This window comes from Gottfriedia sp. ABJ_BB2_2 (assembly GCF_055484705.1).
This window is the reverse complement of record NZ_JBVFKR010000002.1, coordinates 282,286-306,791: the sequence shown is the minus strand read 5'-3', so window position 1 is coordinate 306,791 and position 24,506 is coordinate 282,286. Positions and strand designations below refer to the sequence as shown.

Annotated in this window: 24 protein-coding genes and 1 other annotated feature; of the genes, 17 read left to right on the top strand and 7 right to left on the bottom strand. The window is 32.0% G+C overall.

Annotated elements, in window-relative coordinates; genetic code table 11:
- Positions 1 to 110 precede the first annotated feature (110 nt).
- The 6 genes from ACX6U0_RS06425 to ACX6U0_RS06400 all read left to right on the top strand — a co-directional run bounded on the left by ACX6U0_RS06425 (position 111) and on the right by ACX6U0_RS06400 (position 6,160).
- Positions 111 to 836, top strand: a complete 726-nt coding sequence (locus ACX6U0_RS06425) for an alpha/beta hydrolase (protein WP_464959141.1) — start codon at positions 111 to 113, stop codon at positions 834 to 836.
- A 48-nt stretch (positions 837 to 884) separates the two neighbouring features.
- Positions 885 to 1,688: a hypothetical protein gene (locus tag ACX6U0_RS06420; RefSeq protein ID WP_464959140.1), complete on the top strand. Its 804-nt coding sequence runs from the start codon at positions 885 to 887 to the stop codon at positions 1,686 to 1,688.
- A gap of 400 nt (positions 1,689 to 2,088) precedes the next feature.
- Entirely contained in the window at positions 2,089 to 3,024 is a 936-nt protein-coding gene (locus tag ACX6U0_RS06415) for a beta-ketoacyl-ACP synthase III (RefSeq protein WP_464959139.1), read from the top strand.
- Positions 3,025 to 3,054: 30 nt separating this feature from the next.
- Positions 3,055 to 4,299 (top strand): beta-ketoacyl-ACP synthase II, encoded by a 1,245-nt coding sequence (gene fabF, locus ACX6U0_RS06410; RefSeq protein ID WP_464959138.1) that lies wholly within the window; start codon positions 3,055 to 3,057, stop codon positions 4,297 to 4,299.
- 158 nt (positions 4,300 to 4,457) lie between these two features.
- On the top strand, positions 4,458 to 5,189 hold the full coding sequence (locus ACX6U0_RS06405; protein WP_464959137.1) for a DUF2268 domain-containing putative Zn-dependent protease: 732 nt from the start codon (positions 4,458 to 4,460) through the stop codon (positions 5,187 to 5,189).
- Positions 5,190 to 5,407: 218 nt separating this feature from the next.
- Entirely contained in the window at positions 5,408 to 6,160 is a 753-nt protein-coding gene (locus ACX6U0_RS06400) for a DUF3603 family protein (RefSeq protein WP_464959136.1), read from the top strand.
- A gap of 34 nt (positions 6,161 to 6,194) precedes the next feature.
- Here ACX6U0_RS06400 and trpS read toward each other — a convergent pair whose 3' ends face one another.
- Positions 6,195 to 7,190: a tryptophan--tRNA ligase gene (gene trpS / locus ACX6U0_RS06395; RefSeq protein WP_464959135.1), complete on the bottom strand. Its 996-nt coding sequence runs from the start codon at positions 7,188 to 7,190 to the stop codon at positions 6,195 to 6,197.
- Between the two features lie 92 nt (positions 7,191 to 7,282).
- Positions 7,283 to 7,512: a binding site (T-box leader), on the bottom strand.
- Between the two features lie 57 nt (positions 7,513 to 7,569).
- Positions 7,570 to 7,944, bottom strand: coding sequence for a DUF3899 domain-containing protein (locus ACX6U0_RS06390; RefSeq protein ID WP_464959134.1), 375 nt, complete (start codon positions 7,942 to 7,944; stop codon positions 7,570 to 7,572).
- Between the two features lie 1,063 nt (positions 7,945 to 9,007).
- Between ACX6U0_RS06390 and opp3b the strand changes: the two genes are divergently transcribed.
- From opp3b to ACX6U0_RS06370, 4 genes are read left to right on the top strand one after another with little or no spacing between them, the layout of a single operon-like run.
- Positions 9,008 to 9,937 (top strand): oligopeptide ABC transporter permease, encoded by a 930-nt coding sequence (gene opp3b, locus ACX6U0_RS06385; protein WP_464959133.1) that lies wholly within the window; start codon positions 9,008 to 9,010, stop codon positions 9,935 to 9,937.
- On the top strand, positions 9,937 to 10,959 hold the full coding sequence (gene opp3C, locus ACX6U0_RS06380; protein ID WP_464959132.1) for an oligopeptide ABC transporter permease: 1,023 nt from the start codon (positions 9,937 to 9,939) through the stop codon (positions 10,957 to 10,959). The genes opp3b and opp3C overlap by 1 nt, the downstream gene beginning before the upstream one ends.
- A 21-nt stretch (positions 10,960 to 10,980) precedes the next feature.
- Positions 10,981 to 12,030, top strand: a complete 1,050-nt coding sequence (locus ACX6U0_RS06375) for an ABC transporter ATP-binding protein (RefSeq protein WP_464959131.1) — start codon at positions 10,981 to 10,983, stop codon at positions 12,028 to 12,030.
- Complete coding sequence (locus ACX6U0_RS06370) at positions 12,020 to 12,955, top strand: ABC transporter ATP-binding protein (protein ID WP_464959130.1); 936 nt, start codon at positions 12,020 to 12,022, stop codon at positions 12,953 to 12,955. The genes ACX6U0_RS06375 and ACX6U0_RS06370 overlap by 11 nt, the downstream gene beginning before the upstream one ends.
- A 150-nt stretch (positions 12,956 to 13,105) precedes the next feature.
- Here the strand turns inward: ACX6U0_RS06370 and ACX6U0_RS06365 are convergent, their stop codons facing one another.
- Positions 13,106 to 13,309 carry a hypothetical protein gene (locus tag ACX6U0_RS06365; protein WP_464959129.1) on the bottom strand — a complete coding sequence of 68 codons (204 nt, stop codon included), beginning with the start codon at positions 13,307 to 13,309 and terminating at the stop codon, positions 13,106 to 13,108.
- Between the two features lie 316 nt (positions 13,310 to 13,625).
- Here ACX6U0_RS06365 and spxA point away from each other — a divergent pair, with 316 nt between their 5' ends.
- Entirely contained in the window at positions 13,626 to 14,024 is a 399-nt protein-coding gene (gene spxA, locus ACX6U0_RS06360) for a transcriptional regulator SpxA (protein ID WP_192601133.1), read from the top strand.
- A gap of 141 nt (positions 14,025 to 14,165) precedes the next feature.
- Here spxA and ACX6U0_RS06355 read toward each other — a convergent pair whose 3' ends face one another.
- The gene (locus ACX6U0_RS06355) at positions 14,166 to 14,840 is read right to left on the bottom strand and encodes a TerC family protein (RefSeq protein WP_464959558.1); all 675 of its coding nucleotides are present in this window, start codon (positions 14,838 to 14,840) and stop codon (positions 14,166 to 14,168) included.
- Positions 14,841 to 15,169: 329 nt separating this feature from the next.
- On the opposite strand from ACX6U0_RS06355, the gene mecA reads away from it, so the two are divergent.
- The 4 genes from mecA (at position 15,170) to pepF (ending at position 20,730) form a co-directional block, all read left to right on the top strand.
- Positions 15,170 to 15,844, top strand: coding sequence for an adaptor protein MecA (gene mecA, locus ACX6U0_RS06350; RefSeq protein WP_464959128.1), 675 nt, complete (start codon positions 15,170 to 15,172; stop codon positions 15,842 to 15,844).
- 50 nt (positions 15,845 to 15,894) lie between these two features.
- Positions 15,895 to 17,442 (top strand): cardiolipin synthase, encoded by a 1,548-nt coding sequence (cls, locus tag ACX6U0_RS06345; RefSeq protein WP_464959127.1) that lies wholly within the window; start codon positions 15,895 to 15,897, stop codon positions 17,440 to 17,442.
- 220 nt (positions 17,443 to 17,662) lie between these two features.
- Positions 17,663 to 18,877 carry a competence protein CoiA gene (locus tag ACX6U0_RS06340; RefSeq protein WP_464959126.1) on the top strand — a complete coding sequence of 405 codons (1,215 nt, stop codon included), beginning with the start codon at positions 17,663 to 17,665 and terminating at the stop codon, positions 18,875 to 18,877.
- Between the two features lie 29 nt (positions 18,878 to 18,906).
- The gene (gene pepF, locus ACX6U0_RS06335; protein WP_464959125.1) at positions 18,907 to 20,730 is read left to right on the top strand and encodes an oligoendopeptidase F; all 1,824 of its coding nucleotides are present in this window, start codon (positions 18,907 to 18,909) and stop codon (positions 20,728 to 20,730) included.
- A 241-nt stretch (positions 20,731 to 20,971) separates the two neighbouring features.
- Here pepF and ACX6U0_RS06330 read toward each other — a convergent pair whose 3' ends face one another.
- The 3 genes from ACX6U0_RS06330 to ACX6U0_RS06320 all read right to left on the bottom strand — a co-directional run bounded on the left by ACX6U0_RS06330 (position 20,972) and on the right by ACX6U0_RS06320 (position 23,350).
- The gene (locus ACX6U0_RS06330) at positions 20,972 to 21,859 is read right to left on the bottom strand and encodes a DsbA family protein (RefSeq protein WP_464959124.1); all 888 of its coding nucleotides are present in this window, start codon (positions 21,857 to 21,859) and stop codon (positions 20,972 to 20,974) included.
- 220 nt (positions 21,860 to 22,079) lie between these two features.
- A complete protein-coding gene (locus ACX6U0_RS06325) occupies positions 22,080 to 22,757 on the bottom strand; it encodes a lytic transglycosylase domain-containing protein (protein ID WP_464959123.1) in 678 nt (225 codons plus the stop codon).
- Between the two features lie 2 nt (positions 22,758 to 22,759).
- A complete protein-coding gene (locus tag ACX6U0_RS06320) occupies positions 22,760 to 23,350 on the bottom strand; it encodes a CYTH domain-containing protein (RefSeq protein ID WP_464959122.1) in 591 nt (196 codons plus the stop codon).
- A 131-nt stretch (positions 23,351 to 23,481) separates the two neighbouring features.
- Between ACX6U0_RS06320 and ACX6U0_RS06315 the strand changes: the two genes are divergently transcribed.
- Together ACX6U0_RS06315 and yjbM are read left to right on the top strand one after the other, a co-directional pair.
- The gene (locus ACX6U0_RS06315; RefSeq protein ID WP_464959121.1) at positions 23,482 to 23,865 is read left to right on the top strand and encodes a UPF0738 family protein; all 384 of its coding nucleotides are present in this window, start codon (positions 23,482 to 23,484) and stop codon (positions 23,863 to 23,865) included.
- A 15-nt stretch (positions 23,866 to 23,880) separates the two neighbouring features.
- Entirely contained in the window at positions 23,881 to 24,504 is a 624-nt protein-coding gene (gene yjbM / locus ACX6U0_RS06310) for a GTP diphosphokinase (RefSeq protein WP_464959120.1), read from the top strand.
- The last annotated feature ends 2 nt before the right edge of the window (positions 24,505 to 24,506 follow it).

The following is a 24,506-nucleotide window of genomic DNA, read 5'->3' as shown; positions in this document are numbered from 1 at the left end:
TACCTAGAAATTTGATAATTGAAGTTTTTATTAAAAAAATTTAACTTTGAAACGTCACTTGACTATTTTATTATTCCCAAAATACTAAATTTGACAATAAGGTGATAAGAATGCCAGTAACAGAAAGGTATTTCAAACAAGAAAATCAATATGCGGTAATTCACTTACCGATCAAACCAAATGGATTTGGGGTTCTATATATTGGAGGAAATACTCATTATGTAGATGAGGAACAAAGTTGTTTACTACAACATTTTGATAAGAGAAAGCTTCTTTCTGCTTTAACAGAAGAGGGGTATACAGTATTCACTTCGAATTTATATGGTAAAAATTGGGGTAGCGATGATGCAGTTGAATTAGCAGAAGTTTTATATCATTCGGTGATGAGAAAAGAAATATTGAATCCATCAATTCATATTATTGGAGAAGGTACAGGTGCATTAGTTGTTTGTAAATTATTAGCACATTTAAAAGAAAAAGTCAGAAGTATTTGTTTATTAAATCCTTCTTTAAATTTAAAAAATGAATTAGATCTTGAAAGAGAAAATAAACTTTTTTATAAGAGGACAGTTCATGAAATATTAAAAGCTTATAAAACGACGGATATTTATTATGCGATTGGTCGAACTTGTTATTTTTATGAAACGATTTCCCCGATTAAAATTTATTCGACTACAAGAAATCACTTTAAGTGGAAAAGAGATATTCGCCTGTTAGAAGAAGAAAGAAATAGAAATAATTTACCGATTTCTATTTTAATTTCTTTAGAAGAAAAAAAATATGAATGTGGAAAAAACTTAGTGAAATTCTTAAAAAAATATCAAACAGTTTTATAAATAATAGAGAGAATGATTTTAAAATCATCTTGAAGGAGGAGGGCTTGAGTGAAAAAATGCGCGGTGATTGGTGCTAGTGGATTTATTGGATATGAATTAGTTTGTCAGTTAATGGAATTTAACGATGTTACTGCGGTTGTCACGGAAAAAGGTAATGAAAGTGATGTAATAAGTGAAGAAAAGATTTTTTCTATCGGAAGAAATGCTAAGGTAATCTTTGTTGATGAAGAGCAGTTTACAACAGAAGATGAAAAATACGATAATATTTTTGTTTGTCATTATTTCGATGAATTAAGGTTAAACGGATCAGTAGATTTGAAACATTTTGAATCAATATATAAAATGATTAGTGCAAAAAGTAAGGAACTCATTTTTCTGACATCAACAACAAAAGAGCTTTCTTCAATTGAAAAAAAAGTAGATGAGTTAAATAATGAAGCAGATACGAAAGTAACCTTTATTGAAATACCGGCATTGTATGGTCCGTGGGAACCTTCTTCTGGATTGATTCATGAATTAATAGTCTCTGAATTAGGGAAGAAGAGAACAACCTTTCATAACGTATATGGACCAAACGAAATCTTATATGTTGAAGACGTCGGAAAAGCAATCAGATTAATAGCCGAAAAGGAATTAAAAGAACAAAAGTACACAATAACAGCGAAACAAAGTGTGTATTTACCAGAAAAAAGTGATTTTACAGGGATTACCCAGCTGTTGAATGAATTAAAGGTTTCTAGAATGAAAAATTCAATCGATTCAACTCCATTTGTCATTATTCAAACAACTTCAATAGAGAATGGTGTAAAAAAACAAAAGCAACAAATTCAACAATATTTTCATCTTTATTAATTCTTTGCGTTTTAGAGTACGATAGTTGATTTCAACTACAGGTTGCTCCCTTTCTTCCGTCGTAACCAGCTTTTATCTTTAAAACTTTTTTATATAAGATAATAATTGTAACTGCTTCTCGAAGTTTAAACAAAAATATTTTAAAAGGCCACTAATGTTAAAAAATTAGTGGCCTTCTTTTATGGATTGATCTATAAGTACTTCCACTTCAATTCTTATTTTGTTCTTTTTGATTTCGGATACGTTTTAATGGCGTAGTCTCCTTTGTTTCCAATTTTTTTTATGAGTGATTTACATATAAAAAGATAAAAATGTAGACAAAAAGCTTTTAATTTCATAAAATTAGTACCAGATAATAATAATAAGTTATAAAATATATGAAAGTTAGGCGGGGATATTAATGAACGCTGGAATTTTAGGGATTGGCTCATACGTACCCGAAAAAATCTTATCAAATAGTGATTTAGAACAAATGATGGATACATCAGATGAATGGATTGTAAGTCGTACTGGAATAAAAGAACGCAGAATAGCAAGTGATGAACAGGATACTTCTCATTTAGCATATGAAGCAGCAGTTGAGGCTTTAAAAGATGCGAATGTTTTAGCTGAGGAGCTAGATTTAATTTTAGTTGCTACTGTTACGCCAGATATGTCATTTCCATCTGTAGCTTGTGTAATCCAAGAAAGACTTGGAGCAAAGAATGCAGCAGCAATGGATATTAGTGCTGCTTGTGCAGGTTTTATTTATGGAGTAGTTACAGCAACACAATTCGTGAATACTGGGACTTATAAAAGAATACTAGTAATTGGTGCAGAAAAATTAACGAAAATTGTTAATTGGGAAGACCGTAATACTGCTGTATTATTTGGTGATGGAGCTGGAGCTGCAATCATTGGACCTGTTAGTGAAGGAAGAGGGATTCTTTCTTACGAATTAGGTGCAGATGGTACTGGTGGAAAGCACTTATATAAAGGTGGAGACCATCTTATTATGAATGGCCGTGAAGTATTTAAATTCGCTGTGCGTCAAATGGGCGATTCATGCGAAAATGTTTTAAAATTAGCTGGTTTAACAAAAGAAGAGGTAGATTTCTTAATTCCACATCAAGCAAATACGCGAATTATGGATGCTGCAAGAGAAAGATTACAACTTCCTAAAGAAAAGATGAGTGTGATCATTGACCGTCACGGTAATACATCTTCTTCTTCTATTCCGATTGCTTTAGTTGAAGAATATAAAAAAGGAAATGTTAAAGAAGATGATGTCCTAGTACTTGTAGGATTTGGTGGAGGTTTAACTTGGGGCGCGATTACACTTCGTTTTGGAAGATAATAAGATCATGTTAGAAGGGAGTAAATTCACATGAAAAAAAGAGTCGTAATTACAGGTTTAGGTGCGGTGACGCCTATCGGAAATGATATTGATACTATGTGGGAAAGTCTGATGAACGGGAAAAGCGGGATTGGAGTACTAACACGTAAAGATCCTGAGAACTTCCCAGTAAAAATTGCTGGAGAAGTAAAAGATTTTGACCCAGAAAAATATATTGATAAAAAAGAAGTAAAACGTATGGATCGTTTTACTCATTATGCAATAGCTGCATCAAAAATGGCTTTAGAAGATGCAAATTTCACGATTACTGAAGAAAACGGACCAAAAGTAGGTGTTTGGATTGGTTCTGGTATTGGTGGAATGGAGACTTATGAAGAGCAATTTAACACTTTTCAAACAAAAGGTGCAAGAAGAGTAAGTCCGTTCTTTATTCCAATGCTGATTCCTGATATGGCTTCAGGTCAGGTTTCAATTATGACAGGTGCAAAAGGTCCAAATGGTTGCACAGTAACTGCTTGTGCTTCTGGTGCAAGTTCGATTGGTGATGCTTTTAAAATTATTCAACGTGGTGACGCGGTAGCAATGATTACGGGTGGTGCAGAAGCGCCAATTACTGACATGGGTCTAGCTGGATTCTGTGCTGCTAGAGCATTATCATTAAATCCTGATCCAGAAACTGCATGTAGACCATTTGACAATGCGCGTGATGGATTTATCATCGGTGAGGGTGCTGGTATTGTATTCCTAGAAGAGCTTGAACATGCTTTAGCACGTGGTGCTAAGATTTATGCAGAAATCGTTGGATACGGTACAACAGGAGATGCACATCACATTACAGCCCCAGCTCCAGGTGGAGAAGGTGGAGCACGTGCAATGAGAATGGCAATTGAAGATGGTGGTTTATCAATTGAAGACATTCACTATATCAACGCACACGGAACTAGTACAGAATTAAATGATAAATTTGAAACAATGGCAATCAAAGAAGTATTTGGTGAACATGCATACAATGTACCAATTAGTTCTACTAAATCAATGACAGGTCATATGTTAGGTGCTGCAGGTGGGATTGAAGCGATTATTACAGCTTTAACAATCCACAATAAAGTGATTGCTCCGACAATTAACCATCAAGAAACTGATAGCGAATGTGATTTAGATTATGTACCAAATGTAGCTAGACCATTTAATGTTAAGGCGGCTATATCAAATTCATTAGGATTTGGTGGTCATAATGTTACGCTAGCATTTAAAGAATTTAACAAAGAAGCTTAATATCATTTTTGAAAGCCTAGGATTATTCCTAGGCTTTTTTATTGATACAAGTAACGGAGTCCAAGGTCTCATCATAATTTATAGTAAATTGAGGTGATTGACTTGGGATAATTGCGACATATAAATGGATCGATAGTTTTGATAATCCGACGGCAATGATGAAAAAGCTACTGCCATATTTTCCTAGACACGATGAAAAGAGCTTGTATGAATATCTTCAAACGCATGGGCTTGCGAGGCTTACAAAAGACAGTAAGGAAGATATGAAGCAATTCATTGAACAAAACATCTTCAAGCGTTTAAGTAGTGAATTTAATGTATTAAGAAATGAATTGAATGGACCTGATATACCGATTATTATTTTGCCTTGTCATTCAACTAGAGGGATCTTTCAAAAGGTGAGTTACCATAGAGGCGGAATTGCCTATAAAAATTGTATTTGTTTATTTTTATCTCCATTAGAAGGAATTTTGCAACACAAAGCAGTATTATTACATGAGTATCATCATATCGTTAGGTTGAAGAAACTTCATAAAAATAATAAAGTCACGCTATTAGATGCAATGATATTAGAGGGACTAGCTGAAACTGCAGTCTTAGAGAAATACGGAGAAGAAGTACAGGCTCCATGGACTACATTGTATTCTTCTTCACAATGCGAAATGTATTATGAAAAATATTTAAAAGATAAACTAAAGATTACGAATCATGATGAACAATTTTCTAAATATTTGTATGGTGGAAATGGAATTCCAAAATTATTGGGTTACGGTGTCGGCTATGATATTGTTAAAAGTTGTTTAGAGCAAACGGAATGGTCTTGTGAAAAATTAATCCGAACTTCAAGTGAGAAAATAAAAGACAATGCACTAAATTATGTTGCATTTTAACTGCAAGCGATTTCATATTATTTGTCATTTTTAAATATAGATAAGTAGATGATTCAGTTCTATAATCTTGTGAAAGTATCGATTCAATTTTTAGAAAATAGAAGACTAAACATCCTGTTTTAAGAACACTTTTTGTAATTCAGTGGATAATTGGAATAATTTAGTGAATCACTGACCATACTGAAAGTTACATACAGTTGTGAAGTGAGGGGTAGTAAATGTTGTATTTACATGATGTATGGGTTAATTGGTTTGAAGGTGAAGAAAATGGTTACAATGTCTGTCACTTTTTCGAATGGAGAAAAGATGACAGTGTTGAATTATTAGACCAAGTTCCAATCATTAAAGTTACTCCAGAGTTATTTCAGTATATTGAAAATGATTTATTAGAGCTTCCATCCGGTCTATTAACAGAAGTATTTCAAAAGTCTTATGTAAGAAAAAATCATGAACGCATCCAGTTAGATTATTGCTTTGTTGTAACTGATGGTAATGGAATTATTGCTGTTGATACAATTGGATACAATATTCCAATCAGAAAAAGTCGCCTAATTCCAAGGCAGGAACAAATGGTATATGATATGACTGCAGAGGTAGAAGGGAATAGTTATAATCTTCAAAGCTTCTTAAATGAGGAGCAAAAAGAGCATCACATACTTTCTCCTTCGCCAGTGATTATGAGCGGGTTAACTCGAAAAGAAAGACAATTAAAGCAATTATTATTTATGGCTTTAGACCAGCTTCATTCGTCTAAAAATCCTTCCGAAATCAGGTATTGGTATACTGAATGGAATCCAACTTCGTATCAACATATACAAGATTCTACATTTGAAGATATTTGGACTCAATTGTACGAAGAGATTAAAAGCGGATGGTCTGAACGTCATGAACAACTTTGTGGCCGAATTGTAAAAGGTCAGCCATTTTTTGAAAAACTATGGGAAATGGAACATGAACAAAAAGTAAATTAAAAAAGCTGCTAATATAGCAGCTTTTTTATTTGTACTATTTTCTTTTTCTACCTAGGCCCATAGCATTTTCCATTTTTTTAATCATTTTACTTGCAACTAGATTAGCTTTTGAAGCCCCGTTATCTAATATTTCATCTAATTCAGTTGAATTAATAATTTCTTTATAGCGCTCTTGTAATGGTGTTAAACCTGCTACAACTACGTCTGCAACGTCTTGTTTAAATTCACCATAATTTTTTCCAGCATATTTATTTTCTAATTCTGAAATTGATTCACCAGTAAATGCTGAGTAAATGCTTAATAAATTTGAAATACCTGGTTTATTTTCTTTATCATACTTCACGATGCCCTCTGAATCTGTCACAGCACTTTTTATTTTCTTTTCGATTAACTTAGGTTCATCTAATACAAAGATTGTTGCTTTTTGATTTTCATCAGATTTACTCATTTTTTTAGTTGGATCAGCAAGACTCATAATTCTTGCTGCATCTTTACTAATTCTAACTTCAGGAATTGTAAAGATATCGTTATATTTCTTATTAAATCGCTCAGCAAGGTCTCTTGTTAGCTCTAAATGTTGTTTTTGATCATCACCTACAGGAACTAAGTGTGTTCCGTATAATAGAATATCTGCTGCCATTAAAGGTGGGTATGTTAATAGAGCTGCTGACACACCTTCTTTACCAGATGATTTGTCTTTAAATTGTGTCATGCGTTCTAATTCTCCAATGTAGGAAATACATTGCATCATCCATCCAGCCTGCGCATGGGCAGGTACTTCAGATTGAATAAAGATTATAGACTTTTCAGGGTCTAAACCAGCTGCAACGTAAATAGCTGCTAAACTTTGTATGTTTTTTCGAAGAGCTAATCTGTCTTGAGGGACAGTTATAGCATGTTGATCAACAATACAGAAATAACAGTTATAGTCATTTTGTAATTCAATAAATTGTTTTACTGCTCCTAGATAATTACCTAATGTAATACCACCACTTGATGTAGGTTGAATACCACTAAAAATTGTTTGCATGTAAATATGCCTCCTATTTGCCTATTAAAAAATATCAATCATGAACACTAACAAAGCCATAAAATAAAAAAGCGGCATAATCTCTCTATTAAAATAGAGACGATTATACCGCGGTACCACTCTAGTTATTCCAAATCAGGGAATCACTCACGCATGAAAACATGCTCTCTTTTATCGTTAGAGTTACGTCGAAGCCTACTTTTGTAACTGTTCGGTTCGAAGCTCAGAAGTCCATTCCATCAGATTACATGGCTTGTTTGCACCATCCACAAGCTCTCTATACATGTAAATTCTGTGTACTACTCTTCGTCATAGCTATACTATTCTTTCTATTGATAATATCTTAATTATACTCAATTTTCAAGATGTTGATACATGATTAAGAAATAATAATGAAAGTAAATGCAAATGACAAAATGATTAATGTAATTGATGCCATTAATAAAGGTTTCGTAGAAGAAAATGAATAACGTTTATATAACATCTCTTTCTTTACTGTTAATGTTTCGTCACCAGTCATTTTGGCAATTTTTTCTTCTCTTAAGCCAAATACTTTTCTAATTCCGTATCTGGTTATGTTGAAAAAACCGCTTTGTACGATTAGTAGAAATCCACCTACGACAAATAATATTAGTCCAATATAGAAAATGGTGTTTGTCAAATGAAGGAAAAAATCAGCTGTTCCTTGGATAAAAGTTAGGATTATCGCTAAGATAATCGATGAAAATAGGGATAAAATATAGTGTTTGGACATGTTTGTTCATGCTCCTCCTTCAAATAGAAAAAAATATTGTACGGTGTATAATGTTATATTATAATAATATTGTAAGCCATTACAAATTAACTTTACAATAAAATAATAAATAGTTAACATTTTTATGAGAATTCAGCTAATTTTAACAAATTATTAAATTTTGTTTGTCAAAATTGTTGTAAAAATCAATTAAAAATGTATAATAAAATTTGTAGAAAATAATCGATACTTATCGAAAATTCTACTACAAAATGTCAGAATTGTATATTAATTGCTTACAATATAAACCAACATGGAATAGCATCTAGGAGGTTTACAGCATGAACCATAAGAGTAAAAATTGAACAAATGCAATTTCATTTGAGGTAATGACAAATGTAATGGAAGGATTATATAGATTAGATAAAAATGATCAACCAATAGATGGAGTGGACGAGCAATATGAGGTAAGTAAGAAGGTGAAACCTTACTTTTCATATTTGTGATCATGCCAAAAGGTCTAATGGTGATTTAGTGTCTGTAAAAGATTTTGAATATTCTTTGAAAAAATCTATTGACCCAGAACACGGTTCAGAATACGCTTACATTATGTGTGATTTTAAAAATGCTGAAGCTATTAATAAAAAAAGTACCTATAAATCAGCTAGGTGTTAAAGCAATTGATGACAAATCGATATAAATACAGTTAGAAAGTCCAGTACCTTATCTCTTAAATCTTGTTACTTTCCCAACTTTTTACCCGTAAAATGAAAAGTTTATCGAGGAACAAGGTAGAAAATTTGAATTAGAAGCCAATAAAGGAACTTACAATGGGTCATTTTCATTAGCAAATGGAAACACGATGTAAGTTTTATGTTGACTAAAAAAATCAATATTGGGATAAAAGTACTGTAAAATTTAAAGCACCAGTTTGGTTGGTGGAGTTACACATATTAAGTGGTCGTAATGTTTTAAATGAAAGAAGTAGTGCTGGAGAGTATAGGGTAAGTCCGCATACTCTCCTTTTATAGAAAGAATTGTCAAAAAAAACAAAACTTTTTAAAATTTACAAGGGGGTGCTGTTGTGGGACGTTACGTGCTACAAAGATTTATTTACATGTTTGTCACACTATTTTTAATTTGTACTGTTACATTTTTCTTGATGAAGTTATTACCAGGTTCTCCTTTACGAAATGCGGAGAAACTTACACCTGAGCAAAAGCAAATCATTTTTCATAAGTATGGGTTAGATAAGCCTGTACCAGTTCAATATGCGAACTATATGAAGAATCTAGCAAAAGGTGATTTAGGAGTTTCATATAAATACGACAATCGTCCAGTAACTGATATGATTGTTGGCCGTATTGGTCCATCTGCTCAATTAGGAGCACAAGCTTTATTATTAGGTACATTTATGGGGTTAATTTTTGGTATTGTTGCCGCACTTAAAAACAATACAATCTATGATTATAGTGCAACTGTTTTAGCAGTAATAGGAATTTCGATTCCATCATTCGTTTTTGGTGCAATTCTACAATTATATTTAGCTGTAAAATTCCCAATCTTCCCAGTAGCATATTGGGAAAGCTTTGCTCATACGATCTTGCCGACAATTGCATTGTCAGTATTCGTAACAGCAAACGTTGCTCGTTTCTCTAGAACTGAGTTAATCGAGGTAATGAACTCTGAATATATCGTAACAGCGAAAGCTAAAGGTATTTCACAAGTAGGAGTTATCATCAAACACGCATTACGTAATGCATTGATTCCAGTTGTAACAATTTTAGGGCCAATGGCTGTAAACTTAATGACTGGTACATTAGTTATCGAAAATATGTATGCTGTACCTGGACTAGGTTCTCAATTTGTTAACTCAATTGTTACAAATGACTACACAGTTATCATGGGTACTACCATCTTCTATAGTGCTTTATTATTATTAGTTATTTTCTTAGTAGATATTTTATACGGTGTTATTGATCCACGAATTCGTTTAGCGGGAGGTAATAAATAATGAGTAACAACACTGCAAAAAAAATACCATCAGATTTATTCCAACCTGCCGAATTGGATTTAACGAATGCTGAAAAAATTTCTAGACCTTCAGATTCATTTTGGAAGGATGCTAGAAGACGTTTCCTTAAAAACAAAGGTGCAATGTTAGGATTTACGATTTTAGGTATCTTACTAATTTTCGTATTATTCGGGCCAATGATGAGTGGTCACAAATATGATGATCAAGATTTAAAAAGAGCTAAATTACCACCAAAAATTGGTGTATTAGAAAATGTTAAATTCTTACCATTTGATGGCGTTGACCAATATGGTGTTGACCAATATGAGAAGAAAAAGGTTACTGAGAACTTCTGGTTTGGTACAGATGATCTTGGTCGTGATATCTTTACTAGAACATGGGCTGGTGCTCGAGTTTCAATCTTAATCGGTTTATTAGCAGCTACTATTGATATGTTAATTGGTGTAACTTTCGGTGGTATTTCTGGATTTTACGGTGGTAGAGTCGATACGATTATGCAACGTTTTGCAGAAATCCTAATGGGTATTCCATATTTAATCGTAGTTATCTTGTTTATCTTAATTTTCAAAAACCCTGGTATCCTTTCAATCGCTTTAGCGATGGTAATAACAGGTTGGGTAAGTATGTCGCGTATTGTACGTGGTCAAATGTTAAAGTTAAAAAATCAAGAATTCGTATTAGCATCTAGAACATTAGGTGCAACAAATGCAAGCTTAATTGGAAAACATTTAATTCCTAACATTATGGGTCCAATTATCGTAATGATGATGTTCACAATTCCAAGTGCGATCTTTGCTGAAGCATTCCTAAGCTTTATCGGTCTAGGTATTGCTCCACCGAAAGCATCATTAGGTTCATTAGTTAGTGACGGCTTTAAGTCTTTACAAACTTTCCCTCATATGATGATTATTCCGGCGATTGTAATCAGTTTACTAATTTTAAGTTTCAACTTAATTGCAGATGGATTACGCGACGCTTTAGATCCTAAAATGAGTAAATAAAGATTGGAAGGAGAATGAACTATGAGTAAATTATTAGAAGTAAAAGATCTATGTGTCTCCTTTTATACTCATGCTGGTGAAGTCCAAGCAGTACGCGGAGTTTCATTTGATCTTAAAAAAGGTGAGACATTAGCAATCGTAGGTGAATCTGGTTCAGGTAAATCAGTTACATCTAAAGCTTTAATGGGGTTAATTCCGAACCCACCAGGTAAAATTAAATCAGGTGAAATTTTATTTGATGGAAAAGACTTAGCTAAACTTAGTGAAAAAGAAATGCAAAATATTCGTGGAAAAGAAATTTCAATGATTTTCCAAGATCCAATGACATCTTTAAATCCAACGTTGACAATTGGATATCAAATTATGGAAGGTCTTCTTAAGCACCAAAAGATGAGTAAAACTGAAGCGAAAAAAATTGCTTTAGAATTAATCAATCTAGTTGGTATTCCGAAAGCTGAAGAGCGTTTCAAACAATATCCTCACCAATTCTCTGGTGGTATGAGACAACGTGTTGTTATTGCGATGGCATTAGCTTGTAATCCAAAGTTATTAATTGCCGATGAGCCTACAACAGCTCTTGACGTTACAATTCAAGCTCAAATCTTAGAGCTTATGAAAGATATTCAAAGAAAAACTGAATCTGCAATTATCTTCATTACACATGATTTAGGTGTAGTAGCAAACGTTGCAGATAAAGTAGCAGTTATGTATGCAGGAAGAGTAGTTGAATTTGGAACTGTTGATGATGTGTTCTATAACCCTCAACACCCATATACTTGGGGACTTCTTGCTTCAATGCCAGATTTAGATAACGAACAAGGTCAGGAATTAGTAGCAATCCCTGGTACACCACCAGATCTATTAAATCCACCTAAAGGTGATGCATTTGCACCACGTAACCCAAATGCTTTAAAAATTGATTTTGAAATGGAACCTCCAATGTTCAAAGTGTCTGATACACATTACGCTGCTACATGGTTATTACATGAAGATGCACCAAAGGTATTACCACCTGAGGCTGTTCAGAAGCGTATCCGACGAATGAAAGAAGGTGAAGTAAATGTCAAATAAAGCAGAAAAATTAGTTGAAGTTAAAAATTTAAAACAATATTTTAATACAGGTAAAACAACTGTTAAAGCAATTGATGATGTTACATTTGACATTTATCGTGGTGAAACTTTTGGTTTAGTAGGTGAATCTGGTTCAGGTAAATCTACGACTGGACGTGCAATCATTCGTTTATACAATGCGACAGACGGCCAAGTAATTTTCGACGGAGAAGATGTACATGGTAAGAAAAGTCGTAAAGAGTTAAAGAAGTTTAACCGTCGTATGCAAATGATTTTCCAAGACCCATACGCTTCATTAAATCCACGTATGAAAGTCGCAGATATCATTGCTGAAGGTATTGATATTCATGGCTTAGCTAGTAACAAAGAAGAGCGCATGAAAATGGTTTATGATTTACTTGAAACAGTTGGTTTAAATAAAGAACACGCTAACCGTTTCCCACATGAATTCTCAGGTGGTCAACGTCAACGTATTGGTATCGCTAGAGCACTAGCTGTACAACCAGACTTTATTATTGCCGATGAGCCGATTTCAGCTCTTGATGTTTCGATTCAAGCGCAGGTTGTAAACTTAATGAGAAAGTTACAACAAGAAAAAGGATTAACATATTTGTTTATCGCCCATGACTTATCAATGGTTAAGTACATTAGTGATCGTATCGGTGTAATGTACCACGGTAAAATCGTTGAATTAGCAGATAGTGATGAATTATATAATCATCCAATGCACCCTTATACAAAATCATTATTATCAGCGATTCCACTTCCGGATCCTGATTATGAGCGCAATCGTAAACGTATCGTTTATGATCCAACTCAACATGATTATACAAATGAAGAGCCACAATTACGTGAAGTTCGTCCAGGACATTTCGTACTTTGCTCTGAAGCAGAATTTAAAAACTATCAACAACTTTATAAGTAAAAAAGAACCTAGTGAATTTTCACTAGGTTTTTTGTTATACAAAAATTGTACAAGTTAGATGAACTAGAAATGTTATGAATGATTCGTTAGTTCAAATGGCTTAAAAAGGCAGAAAAAAAAGGAATAAGATTGATCTTATCCCTCGTTTGGTTAATATGTTTTTTTACGGAAGTTTCCTTTGCCACCAACTTGTTTAAAATTGGCTGACATTTTGTTAGACATATCAACAAATTGACTTTTTTTATTTCGACCAAATATTTTTTCGCCAATAGCGTTAGTAAATACACCATTTAATGCAGTGATTCCAATCACTAATACTGCAACGATTGAAAGATCAATAAAATATTCGAACATTAGATGTGCCTCCTAAAAATGTAAGCGTTACTACTATTGTATTAGAAAGTGAAAGAATAATAAAGGGGTAATCGCGTTATTTAGTTTAATAATGAGTATATTATTAAGTTTTAAAATTTACTGAAAATTGTACACCTTTTGTATAAGTTTTTTTAAATTTTTTTACAAATTAGTCTATATTTCTAACGTACAATACGGTATAATGTGAACATATAGTGATAGATTAAACTTATTATAAATAACAAATTCTTATAAATAACATCATAATAACTATATAACTTTTTCATAAGGATAAAATAGTTAGGGGGAGAGCAATATGGTAATTTTATATAATTCACCAAGTTGTACGTCTTGTCGTAAAGCTAAAATGTGGTTAGAAGAGAATCATATTCCATATAAAGAGAGAAATATCTTTTCAGAGCCATTATCAATCAATGAAATTAAACAAATTTTACGCATGACTGAAAGTGGAACTGATGAAATTATTTCAACGAGATCTAAAATTTTCCAAGAATTAAATGTAGATTTAGAAAGCCTTCCATTGCAAGATTTATATGAAATCATTCAAAAACATCCTGGTTTATTAAGAAGACCAATTATCATTGATGAAAAACGATTACAAGTTGGGTATAACGAGGATGAAATTAGAAGATTTTTACCACGTTCAGTAAGAACATATCAATTACGAGAAGCTCAACGCTTAGTAAATGAGTAAAGTTATAAACTGAATTGTGAAAAAAGATACAATTATTGATTTGTATTCTCAATCATATCGAACAAATATTTACTCATAAAATAATAAAAAGCTGTGAAAAGTAACATGGGTACTTTTTACAGCTTTATTTTTTTAACTACATTATGAAGGCTTTCTTCGATATCTTATAGAATTAAAATAAAAACCGATCAACAGAGTGATTAAAACGCAGATCGTGCAAAAGATTAATTCTAGGTCTGTTCTCCCGTTAATGTATTGGTAAATAAGTGGTTCCTCAATTAACATCTTACTTGCCGTAATTACTAGTACTGATGCACCAACAAAGCTTAGGATTGGATAACGTTCTAATAACCATAGAACAATCTTACTGCCCCAAATGATAATTGGAATTGAAATTGACAGTCCTAGAATCACAAGAGATGGATTTCCATTAGAAGCTCCAGCAATTGCTAAAACATTATCAATACCCATCACCAAATCCGCAAATACAATTGTTCGTACTGCATGGAAAACAGTATAGTTTTCTTTAACAGCAGATAAATTGTCGTCTTCTTGAATAATTAGCTTACATGCTATGTATAAAAGTAATATTCCGCCGATTAAATGAAGGAAAGGAACTTTTAAGACATAAATTGCTCCAACTGTTAATACAATTCGTAAAACGATTGCGGTAACACTACCAAAAATAATTGCGATATTACGCTGTTTTAAAGGCAGCTTCCTACACGCCAATGCGATAACTATCGCGTTATCTCCACCTAATACGATGTCAATCGTGACAATCATAAAGATGGACCATATGTACGGTAGATCAATCATGAATTCACCTCTCTTAATAATGTCTCTTAAACTGATTGTCCTAATAATAATAGGTATATGATGATTTTAAAAAAATAGGTGAATTTTATTTCCATAAATTGAATTCATATCATAAAATATAATTGTAGTTACTATTCGCATTTACTATTTTTTCATGGTAAGATAGATAAAAATTTACCTTTTAGGCTAATTTTTTATCTAATGCTTATCTAAATTACTATTTCAATATTTTATATTTTTGTCATAAATACATGTACATTCATTAATGTATGTAATCCATTTCGTCTAACGCAATTACTTGTTGTTCAATAAGGAGGGGGAAAACAATGGAAATAGAAAGAATCAATGAAAATACGTTTAAGTTCTCCATATCCTACTTAGACATTGAAGAAAGAGGATTCTCGAAGGATGAAGTCTGGTTAGATCGAGAAAGAAGTGAAGAACTATTCTGGGAATTAATAGATGAAGCACATTTGACAGAGGAATTCATTGCTGGTGGCCCCCTATGGATTCAGGTACAGGCACTAGACAATGGTCTTGAGGTTGTCGTTACTAAAGCTGTCATTTCTAAAGATGGCAAAAAAGTTGAAGTAAATTTAGGTGAAGGTGAAAAGAATTTAGAAATACCTTTTCTAAACGTAGATGATGATGAAGACACAGAAGATGATGATGAAGATGACGATATTTTCGAAGTGATGGATGAAGAAGATTATGAACTCATCATGTACTTTAAAAGCTTAGAGGATTTTATCTCATTATCTCATGCAATTGAGCAAGAATCATTTGAAAGCACATTATATTCACATCAAGGTAATTACTATCTATTTGTGAAGTTTGACGATAGTGCTTACGATGAACAACAAATAGATTATTTATCATCAATGTTACTTGAATACGGACATCGTTCTAAGGTAACTATACATGTATTAGAAGAATATGGTAAATTAATTCACCAAAGTACAGCGATACCACATTTTAAATCTATTTTTCCATTACTGTAATAGCCGATGCCTTAGGGATCGGTTTCTTTTCTTTTAAAAGGAGATTATTTATGCAATTTAGACTTAAAATTTTAATATTTTTATCAATAGTACTATGCATAATATACTTTGCTTCTCCATCGATCAAATTTATATGGCTAATGAATTTTGCTTTTTTTGAGAAGTCTACTGTATTTCGAACGATTAGTATTCTTTTTTCATTAACTGCAATAGGCGTATCAATTATTATTTTCCTCGAGAATAGAAATCCTGCAAGAACATTAACGTGGATTGTCATTTTAGCGATTTTTCCTGTCGTAGGTTTCTTCTTTTATCTACTTTTTGGACAAAATTATCAAAAAAAGAGAGTATACCGAAAAAAAGCAATTAATGATCAAAATGCATCTGAATTATTAAGACAATCCAACAATCAAGAGGTAAAAGAATTCTTAGCTAATCATAAAAGGATGGAGTATTTAATTAATATTGCATCTAAGCAAAGTAACATACCAGTCACAATGAACACACAAACTAAGGTTCTTACTAATGGAAGCGAAACATTTCCCAAAATAATTGAAGAGCTAAAAAAAGCCAAACATCATATTCATATTGAATTTTATATTGTAAGAGATGATGATATTGGACAGAAAATAAAAGAAATCCTAATTGAAAAAGCATTAAATGGGGTAAAAGTACGATTCCTGTATGATGCAGTTGGGAGCTGGAAATTATCTCGATCATTTGTAAAAGATTTAAAAAAAGCTGGTGTTGAAATTTTACCTTTTTCACCCGTTACTGTACCGGTATTAAACGATACAATTAATTATCGAAATCATCGTAAGATTATTGTAATTGACTCTAAAGTCGGATTTGTCGGTGGCTTAAACATAGGTGATGAATATTTAGGTAAGGATCATTATTTCGGTAAATGGAGAGACACTCATTTATATTTACATGGTGAAGGTGTTAGATCTTTACAGTTTATATTTTTACAAGATTGGTATTATATGACAAATGAATTTATTGATGATCTAGAGTACTTTGAAGTCCCAACCGAAAATATAAAATCAACTGGTGCTATACAACTAGTATCTGGTGGACCTGATCGAAAACAAGAAGTGATTAAAGATTTATTTTTTGCAATGATTACAAGTGCAAGGGATAGTATATTAATTGCATCACCTTATTTTGTTCCTGACGATGATCTTTTAACAGCACTTAAAGTTGCTGCAAATGGTGGAGTTAAAGTCAAGATACTAATGCCAGATAGACCAGATAAAAAAATTGTATTCTATGCTTCTCGTTCATACTTTCCAGAATTATTAGAAGCAGGTGTAGAGATTTATGAATATAAACAAGGTTTCTTACACAGCAAAATATTAATTGTGGATGGAGAAGTTGCTTCTGTAGGTACAGCCAATATGGATATGAGAAGTTTTCATTTGAATTTTGAAGTTACTGCATTTTTATATTTAGAAGAAAGTATTAATCACTTAGTCAAAGACTTCCAGCAAGATCTATTAGATTCGGCCCCGATTCTTTTAAAGGAATTTAAAAATAGACCAATTTATAAGAGAATAATGGAATCGTTATCAAGATTAATGGCACCATTACTATAAAGAAACCTATTACAAGATGAATGTTTCATTTTGTAATAGGTTTTTTTCTCAGGGTTCTATTAAAAACGACTTACATTGCGTGGTCCCAGGAAGTTCATCACACGCCTCGCGGAAAGCTATCAAAAAACAAATATTAGAGCAATAGAAAATTCAATTTTAGTGATTTTGCAGGAGGAATTTAAGTAAAGGAGGAACTATGTAAGTAGAAAGGAGCGATAGTATGATTATTGCACTTGATCAATATGAGAATCAAATTAATCTATTTGAAATGAAAAGTAGTTCTGATTCATTTGAGGTAAAAAAATTAGGACCATTTAAATGTCCGATATGTAAAAAACAAGTCTTACTAAAGTCAGGATTGAGAAGAAGAGCCCATTTTGCTCATATTAGTGTAACCGAATGTGATAATGCTCGAAAAGAAAGTAAAGAGCACTATGACGGCAAATATGACCTTTATGAATACTTTAAGAGTAAAGTAGGAAAGGTTTATATTGAAAAATATCTTCACTCAATTCAACAACGTCCTGATATTCTAGTAGAAGCAAATAAAAATGTAATTTGTATTGAATACCAATGTTCAATTATTCCTTTACAGCAAATCATAGATCGAACTAATTCTTATCATGATATTTCTTTGAAAGTGCTATGGATTCTTGGCATGAACATGTATTTACAAAAATCTAAATTTACATATTCTATCAATTCGTTAGCAATCTATTGTTTAGGAAACTCCAAACATTTAACCCTCAGTTTTTACGACCCTTCGAAAAAGACATTTGTGAAACTATCCTCACTAATTGCCTTTTCTCCAACCATTTTCGTAGGTATGAAAACGAGTTATAAATTTGAAAATTGTAATCCCTCACAATTAATTTCTCAAGTAATAATTGATAAAAATGATTTTGTCATCACATGGTGTGCATTAAAAAGGAGCTATCGCCAAAAGCAACATTTATATTATAAAGATAGCTTTTATCCACTCAAGGAACAGTTGTATAACCTTCGAATAGATTATTTACCAGCAGTCATAGGTGTACCGATAGAGAGCAATTTCTTATTAAATGAACATTGTATTGTCTGGCAAGGGATATTATTTCTCAATTTTATTCATGCTAAGAAGATTGGAGAAATGATTTACGTAAAAGAAGTAAAGGATTTTTTCTTGCAACAAATTGAGGCCGGAATATGGAGAGTAAATATAGTTAGTCATAAAGATTTAAGTAATTTGGAGAACTGTGTAGAAAATTATATTCATTTTTTAGAGCAAATTGGAATCGTAAAACAGATAAAAAATGGTAAAATAATGAAGATAGCGGATGCTATTATTCCAAAATCATTCCAGCATGCCCTGGATGAAGACTGTCTGGCAGCAAGTACAGCATTTGAATTGCTGTTTCACACTGTAACTGATAATCAGACACTGGAATGTTATTAATAATAATAATAATTTTAGGGGGATCAGTCATGCTAGAACAAAAAGCAGTTAAAAAATTACCAACTAGAAATGAAGTTCCAGTAGAATTAACATGGAAATTAGAAGATATTTATGAAACAAATGAAAAATGGGAGGAAGAATACAAAAAAGTATTAGAATTGATTCCTACTTTTGCTGAATTTAAAGGTAAGTTAGGTGAATCTTCATCTGTACTTTTAGATGCATTAAAAAGACAAGATGAAATTTCTTTCTTATTAGGAAAATTGTATACATACTCTCATATGCGTTATGACCAAGATACGACAAATTCAACATTCCAAGCATTAGATGATCGTGCGAAAAATTTATATACGAAGGCTTCAAGTGCGATGTCATTCTTTGTTCCAGAATTATTAACGATTAAAGATGAGACATTAAATGCTTATTTAGAAGAAAATGAAGAATTAAAATTGTACAAGCATTCATTAGAAGAAATTTTAAAACAGAAGCCACATGTCCTTTCTGCTGAAGAAGAAGATATTATGGCACAAGCTTCTGAAGTATTGTCAGCGTCTTCAAATACGTTTGGGATGTTAAATAATGCTGATTTAAAATTCCCTACAATTGAAAATGAAAACGGTGAAGAAGTAGAGATTACTCATGGCCGTTATATTCAGTTTTTAGAAAGTAGTAATCGTACAGTTCGTAAAAATGCTTTTGAAGCTGTTTATAACACTTATGATGCTTATAAAAACACGTTCTCAAGCACTTTAGGTGGTTCTGTTAAAAAGAACAATTTTAATGCAAGAGTTAGGAAATATGATAATGCTCGTCATGCTGCATTAAGTAACAATGCTATTCCGGAAGTTGTTTATGATCAATTAGTTTCGACTGTAAATGAGCACTTAGATTTATTACATCGTTATGTAGCACTTCGAAAAAAGGTTTTAAAATTAGATGAAATCCATATGTATGATCTATTTACGCCTTTAGTAGAAGAAGTGAAAATGGAAGTAACGTATGATGAAGCAAAGGATATTTTATTAAAAGCTTTAACTCCACTTGGAGATGAGTATATTGAAATATTAAAAGAAGCATATGAAAACCGTTGGGTCGACGTAGTAGAAAATAAAGGTAAACGTAGTGGTGCATATTCGTCTGGTGCATATGGTACAAATCCATATATCCTTATGAACTGGCAAGATAATGTAAATAATTTATTTACTTTAGCACATGAATTTGGCCATTCTGTTCATAGTTATTACACTAGAAAGAATCAGCCATATATTTACGGAGACTACTCAATTTTCGTAGCAGAAGTAGCATCAACATGTAATGAAGCAATTTTAAATGAATATATGTTAAAAAATACAGAAGATCCAAAACAAAGACTATATTTACTAAATCACTATCTAGAAACGTTTAGAGGTACTGTATTCCGTCAAACTATGTTCGCTGAGTTTGAACATACAATTCATCAATTAGCTCAAAATGGTGAGGCTTTAACACCGGATTTATTAACAAAAACATATTATGAATTAAACCAAAAATATTTTGGTGACGAAATTGTAATCGATGAATTAATCGGTTTAGAGTGGAGTAGAATTCCACATTTCTACTACAACTATTATGTATATCAATATGCAACAGGATTTAGTGCAGCAACAGCTTTATCAAAGCAAATCTTAGAAGAAGGCGAGCCTGCTGTTGAAAGATACTTAGGATTCTTAAAGTCAGGAAGCTCTGATTATCCAATTGAAGTATTGAAAAAAGCAGGAGTTGATATGACTTCTTCACAGCCAATTGTAGAAGCATTAAAAGTATTCGAAGAAATGTTAAACGAAATGGAAGAGTTATTGTTTAACCAAAATTAAGTGTTTAGAAAATGGTGCAATTAATTTGCACCATTTTTTTTCTATACTAGAATAGAATGTGTCTAAAATGTGAAATATTGTTCAAACGGTTGCCAAAAGGAATAATTAATTGTATTATTAGGGTGTGAATTACTTCACAAACACAAATACCCCTTTGTTGAACGTGAAAATTTCTCCCATCCCCTTGATGTTAATTTTAACATCAGAAAGAGGACCTAGCGAAAGCTAGGTCCTTTTTCGTTTATACAATAGATTGAGATTCAAGGTATTGATAATAGACATTTTCTTCTTGAACTATTTTCTTAACCTTGCGGAGTAGAATTAGTTTCTTTAATTCTAATTCGATTTGTTGATTTGTTTTTTCATATATTGTACTTAGTTCCTTAATCGTAACAAATGGCTGGAATTTAATAAATTCAAGTAAATCTGGAAGTTCTCTTTTAATTAACTTCTCCCTATGCATTAATTGTAAAATCTTTACATAGGTTTGATAGCTTTCAAAACCATTTATTTTTAAACCTTCTTCTTCAATATTTTCATTAAAGAATACGATACTTGGAATTTCAGTAATATTCATCTCTTTTGTAACTTTAATATCACATTGAAAAGCCTTTATGGAGAGAGGACTATGTAAATCCTCGATAAATTCATTAATATCTATATTAATATCTCTTGCGCATTGTATTAGAACTTCTTTATCTGTAATATCATAATCCAATAAAAAGTAATACTCTTGTAATTTCTTTAGATAATTTACCCCAGCTACACGTCCTTGAAGCTCCGCAGCTTTAATAGCAATCGCTGAATAATAAGGATAAAGCTCTTTATTATCAAACCATAAATGATCATCACAAAGAATATCAGATCTGCTTGCTGTTTTTTCCCAGACGAAAGAAAGATGGGAAGGACGTTTTTCCAACAATTTTTTAGTTGTATAGTATCGATTTACTGGAACATAAGTAGATGAAAAATATTGACCATACTCTAAATGAAACTTTTTTAGAAGTGTACTAAAATCCCAGCACGGCTTACAAAGTGGATCTATGAATACATACAATTCAATCGATTTTTTTGTACAACTCTGCTTAGGATGTATGATTGATTCAGTTTTATATTGTTTGTCATTCATATATTTCACCCTTATTGCTATTCCTTATATCCGTTCTATAACAGGACTGGAATTTGTTATCTAAGATATAACACCTATATTCTCTAATCGTATTGTAGCAACGGTACGGTAATATTTCAAATATGATGTACTATTATGTGTCATTCTTTATAGAATTAACAAAAAAACGATAAATAAAATAAAAAACCATATCATTTGAGGATATGGTTTAGGATCCTATTTATGCTAAGTAAGACTCAGTTACTTTACGTACATAGTTTTGTGTTTCTTTAAATGGTGGAATTCCACCATATTTTTTTACATTACCGCTACCAGCATTATAAGCAGCCAAAGCAAGTTCCACATTTCCATTATATTGACGTAGGTTTGCTTTTATCATTCGTGTACCAGCTTCTATATTTTGTTTTGGGTCATATGGATTTGTAATGCCATATGCTTTAAAATTTAATGGCATGATTTGCATTAATCCTTTTGCACCAGCATGGCTTGTCGCATTAGGATTATAATTTGATTCGTGCTGGATAATTGAATGAATTAACTTTGGATCTACATCATATTTCTTTGCCATCTCATTAATAATGCCATCAAACTGACTCTTCGTATAATCAGATTTACTGTTCGTAGGTGAGATGACTGTAGATAGTTGATCAATGACAGGCTGAACAGCTGTTGATATATTTTTACCTAATAATTGAACGACAGTTTCACCATAGCTTAAAGTAGGTTGAGGTACATTAATAATTTGGTTCAAATTTGAACTTGAACTTACATTATTTAATTCATTTGTAAACAATGAGCTAAATAATGAGTTATTGCTATCCTGTTTTGATGATGATAACTGACTAACATTATTAAGTGCTTGAAGTTGAATTAACTTCTGGATGATACTTATATCCATTTTTATTTCTCTCCCATAAACCCTTGTTTAGCATTAAAAAAGCGTTTGATTTTATTTAAAGTTTGACGTTCTGGAATCTCGTATTTTCGTAGAAGATTGAAAAAATGATTTTTACCAATCAATTCATCTGTTACTTCATATTCTAATTCATAATCCTCATTATTTAAATAAGTACTATGGTCTAAAACTAAGAGACCATTTTCATAAGGAACTTCCACTCGTCTTGTCGTTAAATCTCCTAATAATGCTAAATTTTCAATTATAATATTCTCTGCGTTCAGAAAGTCTTTTACTTCTCCATCAGGTATTTGACTCGTTTCGAGTATTTTCATTGCTTCACTCTCAGACAATTTTTGATGGACTTCTAAATGACCGATTGCTTGTTTCATTTTTAAAGTCAGCACAAATGAATGGGACTTTTGTCGGATTCTAAGCGCACCACCACTATTTTTTAATGAAAATGAAGGTGTTTCAAAATAATAGTTTGTTTGTTCTATGAACATTGTTTCAGTAATATGAAATACCTGCTGAAGTTTTATAAATTCGTCCTTAGTTAATAAATTTTTAAATTCTATTTCAAGCTCTTTTGCCATAATAATCTCCTTAGTATATGTAGAATGTTTTCTGCTGAACTCACTAGTCGTCTAATTTATATTTGATATGTTACAATAGATATTGTCAAAAATGAATAAAATACATACATTAAAAAGGTTGAGGATTTACGATGAGAAAAATGGTTCAAATTAATGAAATTACATTTAATAATGAAAATGCAATGATGTTAATAATTGATAATCATGCTTTAAATTTGGCTAATTGTCATGAGGTTGGTACGATGATTGCAGATTCTGAACAAAGTTCATTACTGTATATAATAGAAGAAAATGAAGAGTTTGTATATGTTACTATGCCAATAGAATATTGGTCAGAAATGAAAAAAGCTTCTGATCTAAAAAGTGAGGTATTTTTACAAGCTGGTGAAGTGAAAATTCCACTTGAAAATTGGCAAACCGAACTAACATTTTTAGTTGAAAATGTAGTTGGTAATTTTAATTATGGAGAAGAATTTGTGAAGCAAATTCAAAGTGTATTTTTAGAAGAGAAGTAAGTTGGTGGTGATTTTATGAATGGTCAATGGGAAAGTTTTTTAGCACCATATGAACAGGCAGTAAGTGAATTGAAAATTAAATTAAAAGGGATTCGTAAGCAATTTGAAGAGTCTAATCAACATTCACCGATTGAGTTTGTGACGGGTCGAGTCAAACCAATCCATAGCATTGTAAATAAGTCGATTCGAAAAGGAATTCCACTAGCTAAGCTGGAACTTGAACTACAAGATATTGCGGGACTACGAATGATGTGTCAGTTTGTTGAGGATATTAAAACTGTGGTAGAGCTCCTGCGTACACGTAAAGATTTTCAAATTATCGAAGAACGAGATTATATTACAAATAAAAAAGAGAGCGGTTATCGTTCATATCATGTAGTTGTCGAATATCCAGTTCAAACAATTGAAGGTGAAAAGAAAGTACTTGTAGAAATTCAAATACGTACACTAGCAATGAATTTTTGGGCGACGATTGAACATTCATTAAATTATAAATATAAAGGGCAATACCCTGCAAACATTCTCGAGCGATTACAAAGAGCAGCTGAAGCAGCATTTTTACTTGATGAAGAGATGTCGCTAATTAGGGGAGAAATACAAGAGGCACAAGCTGTATTCTCGAAAAAAAACGACCAATAAGG

What these genes read in the sequence shown, in the direction of transcription:
- ACX6U0_RS06315 (WP_464959121.1), top strand. Translation starts at nt 23,482, where the DNA reads ATGAGAAAAATGGTTCAAATTAATGAAATTACATTTAATAATGAAAAT.
- ACX6U0_RS06390 (WP_464959134.1), bottom strand. Translation starts at nt 7,944, where the DNA reads ATGTCCAAACACTATATTTTATCCCTATTTTCATCGATTATCTTAGCG.
- pepF (WP_464959125.1), top strand. Translation starts at nt 18,907, where the DNA reads ATGCTAGAACAAAAAGCAGTTAAAAAATTACCAACTAGAAATGAAGTT.
- ACX6U0_RS06400 (WP_464959136.1), top strand. Translation starts at nt 5,408, where the DNA reads ATGTTGTATTTACATGATGTATGGGTTAATTGGTTTGAAGGTGAAGAA.
- mecA (WP_464959128.1), top strand. Translation starts at nt 15,170, where the DNA reads ATGGAAATAGAAAGAATCAATGAAAATACGTTTAAGTTCTCCATATCC.
- fabF (WP_464959138.1), top strand. Translation starts at nt 3,055, where the DNA reads ATGAAAAAAAGAGTCGTAATTACAGGTTTAGGTGCGGTGACGCCTATC.
- ACX6U0_RS06330 (WP_464959124.1), bottom strand. Translation starts at nt 21,859, where the DNA reads ATGAATGACAAACAATATAAAACTGAATCAATCATACATCCTAAGCAG.
- yjbM (WP_464959120.1), top strand. Translation starts at nt 23,881, where the DNA reads ATGAATGGTCAATGGGAAAGTTTTTTAGCACCATATGAACAGGCAGTA.
- ACX6U0_RS06425 (WP_464959141.1), top strand. Translation starts at nt 111, where the DNA reads ATGCCAGTAACAGAAAGGTATTTCAAACAAGAAAATCAATATGCGGTA.
- ACX6U0_RS06340 (WP_464959126.1), top strand. Translation starts at nt 17,663, where the DNA reads ATGATTATTGCACTTGATCAATATGAGAATCAAATTAATCTATTTGAA.
- trpS (WP_464959135.1), bottom strand. Translation starts at nt 7,190, where the DNA reads ATGCAAACAATTTTTAGTGGTATTCAACCTACATCAAGTGGTGGTATT.
- opp3C (WP_464959132.1), top strand. Translation starts at nt 9,937, where the DNA reads ATGAGTAACAACACTGCAAAAAAAATACCATCAGATTTATTCCAACCT.
- ACX6U0_RS06370 (WP_464959130.1), top strand. Translation starts at nt 12,020, where the DNA reads ATGTCAAATAAAGCAGAAAAATTAGTTGAAGTTAAAAATTTAAAACAA.
- ACX6U0_RS06325 (WP_464959123.1), bottom strand. Translation starts at nt 22,757, where the DNA reads ATGGATATAAGTATCATCCAGAAGTTAATTCAACTTCAAGCACTTAAT.
- spxA (WP_192601133.1), top strand. Translation starts at nt 13,626, where the DNA reads ATGGTAATTTTATATAATTCACCAAGTTGTACGTCTTGTCGTAAAGCT.
- ACX6U0_RS06405 (WP_464959137.1), top strand. Translation starts at nt 4,458, where the DNA reads ATGAAAAAGCTACTGCCATATTTTCCTAGACACGATGAAAAGAGCTTG.
- ACX6U0_RS06365 (WP_464959129.1), bottom strand. Translation starts at nt 13,309, where the DNA reads ATGTTCGAATATTTTATTGATCTTTCAATCGTTGCAGTATTAGTGATT.
- ACX6U0_RS06415 (WP_464959139.1), top strand. Translation starts at nt 2,089, where the DNA reads ATGAACGCTGGAATTTTAGGGATTGGCTCATACGTACCCGAAAAAATC.
- cls (WP_464959127.1), top strand. Translation starts at nt 15,895, where the DNA reads ATGCAATTTAGACTTAAAATTTTAATATTTTTATCAATAGTACTATGC.
- ACX6U0_RS06320 (WP_464959122.1), bottom strand. Translation starts at nt 23,350, where the DNA reads ATGGCAAAAGAGCTTGAAATAGAATTTAAAAATTTATTAACTAAGGAC.
- ACX6U0_RS06375 (WP_464959131.1), top strand. Translation starts at nt 10,981, where the DNA reads ATGAGTAAATTATTAGAAGTAAAAGATCTATGTGTCTCCTTTTATACT.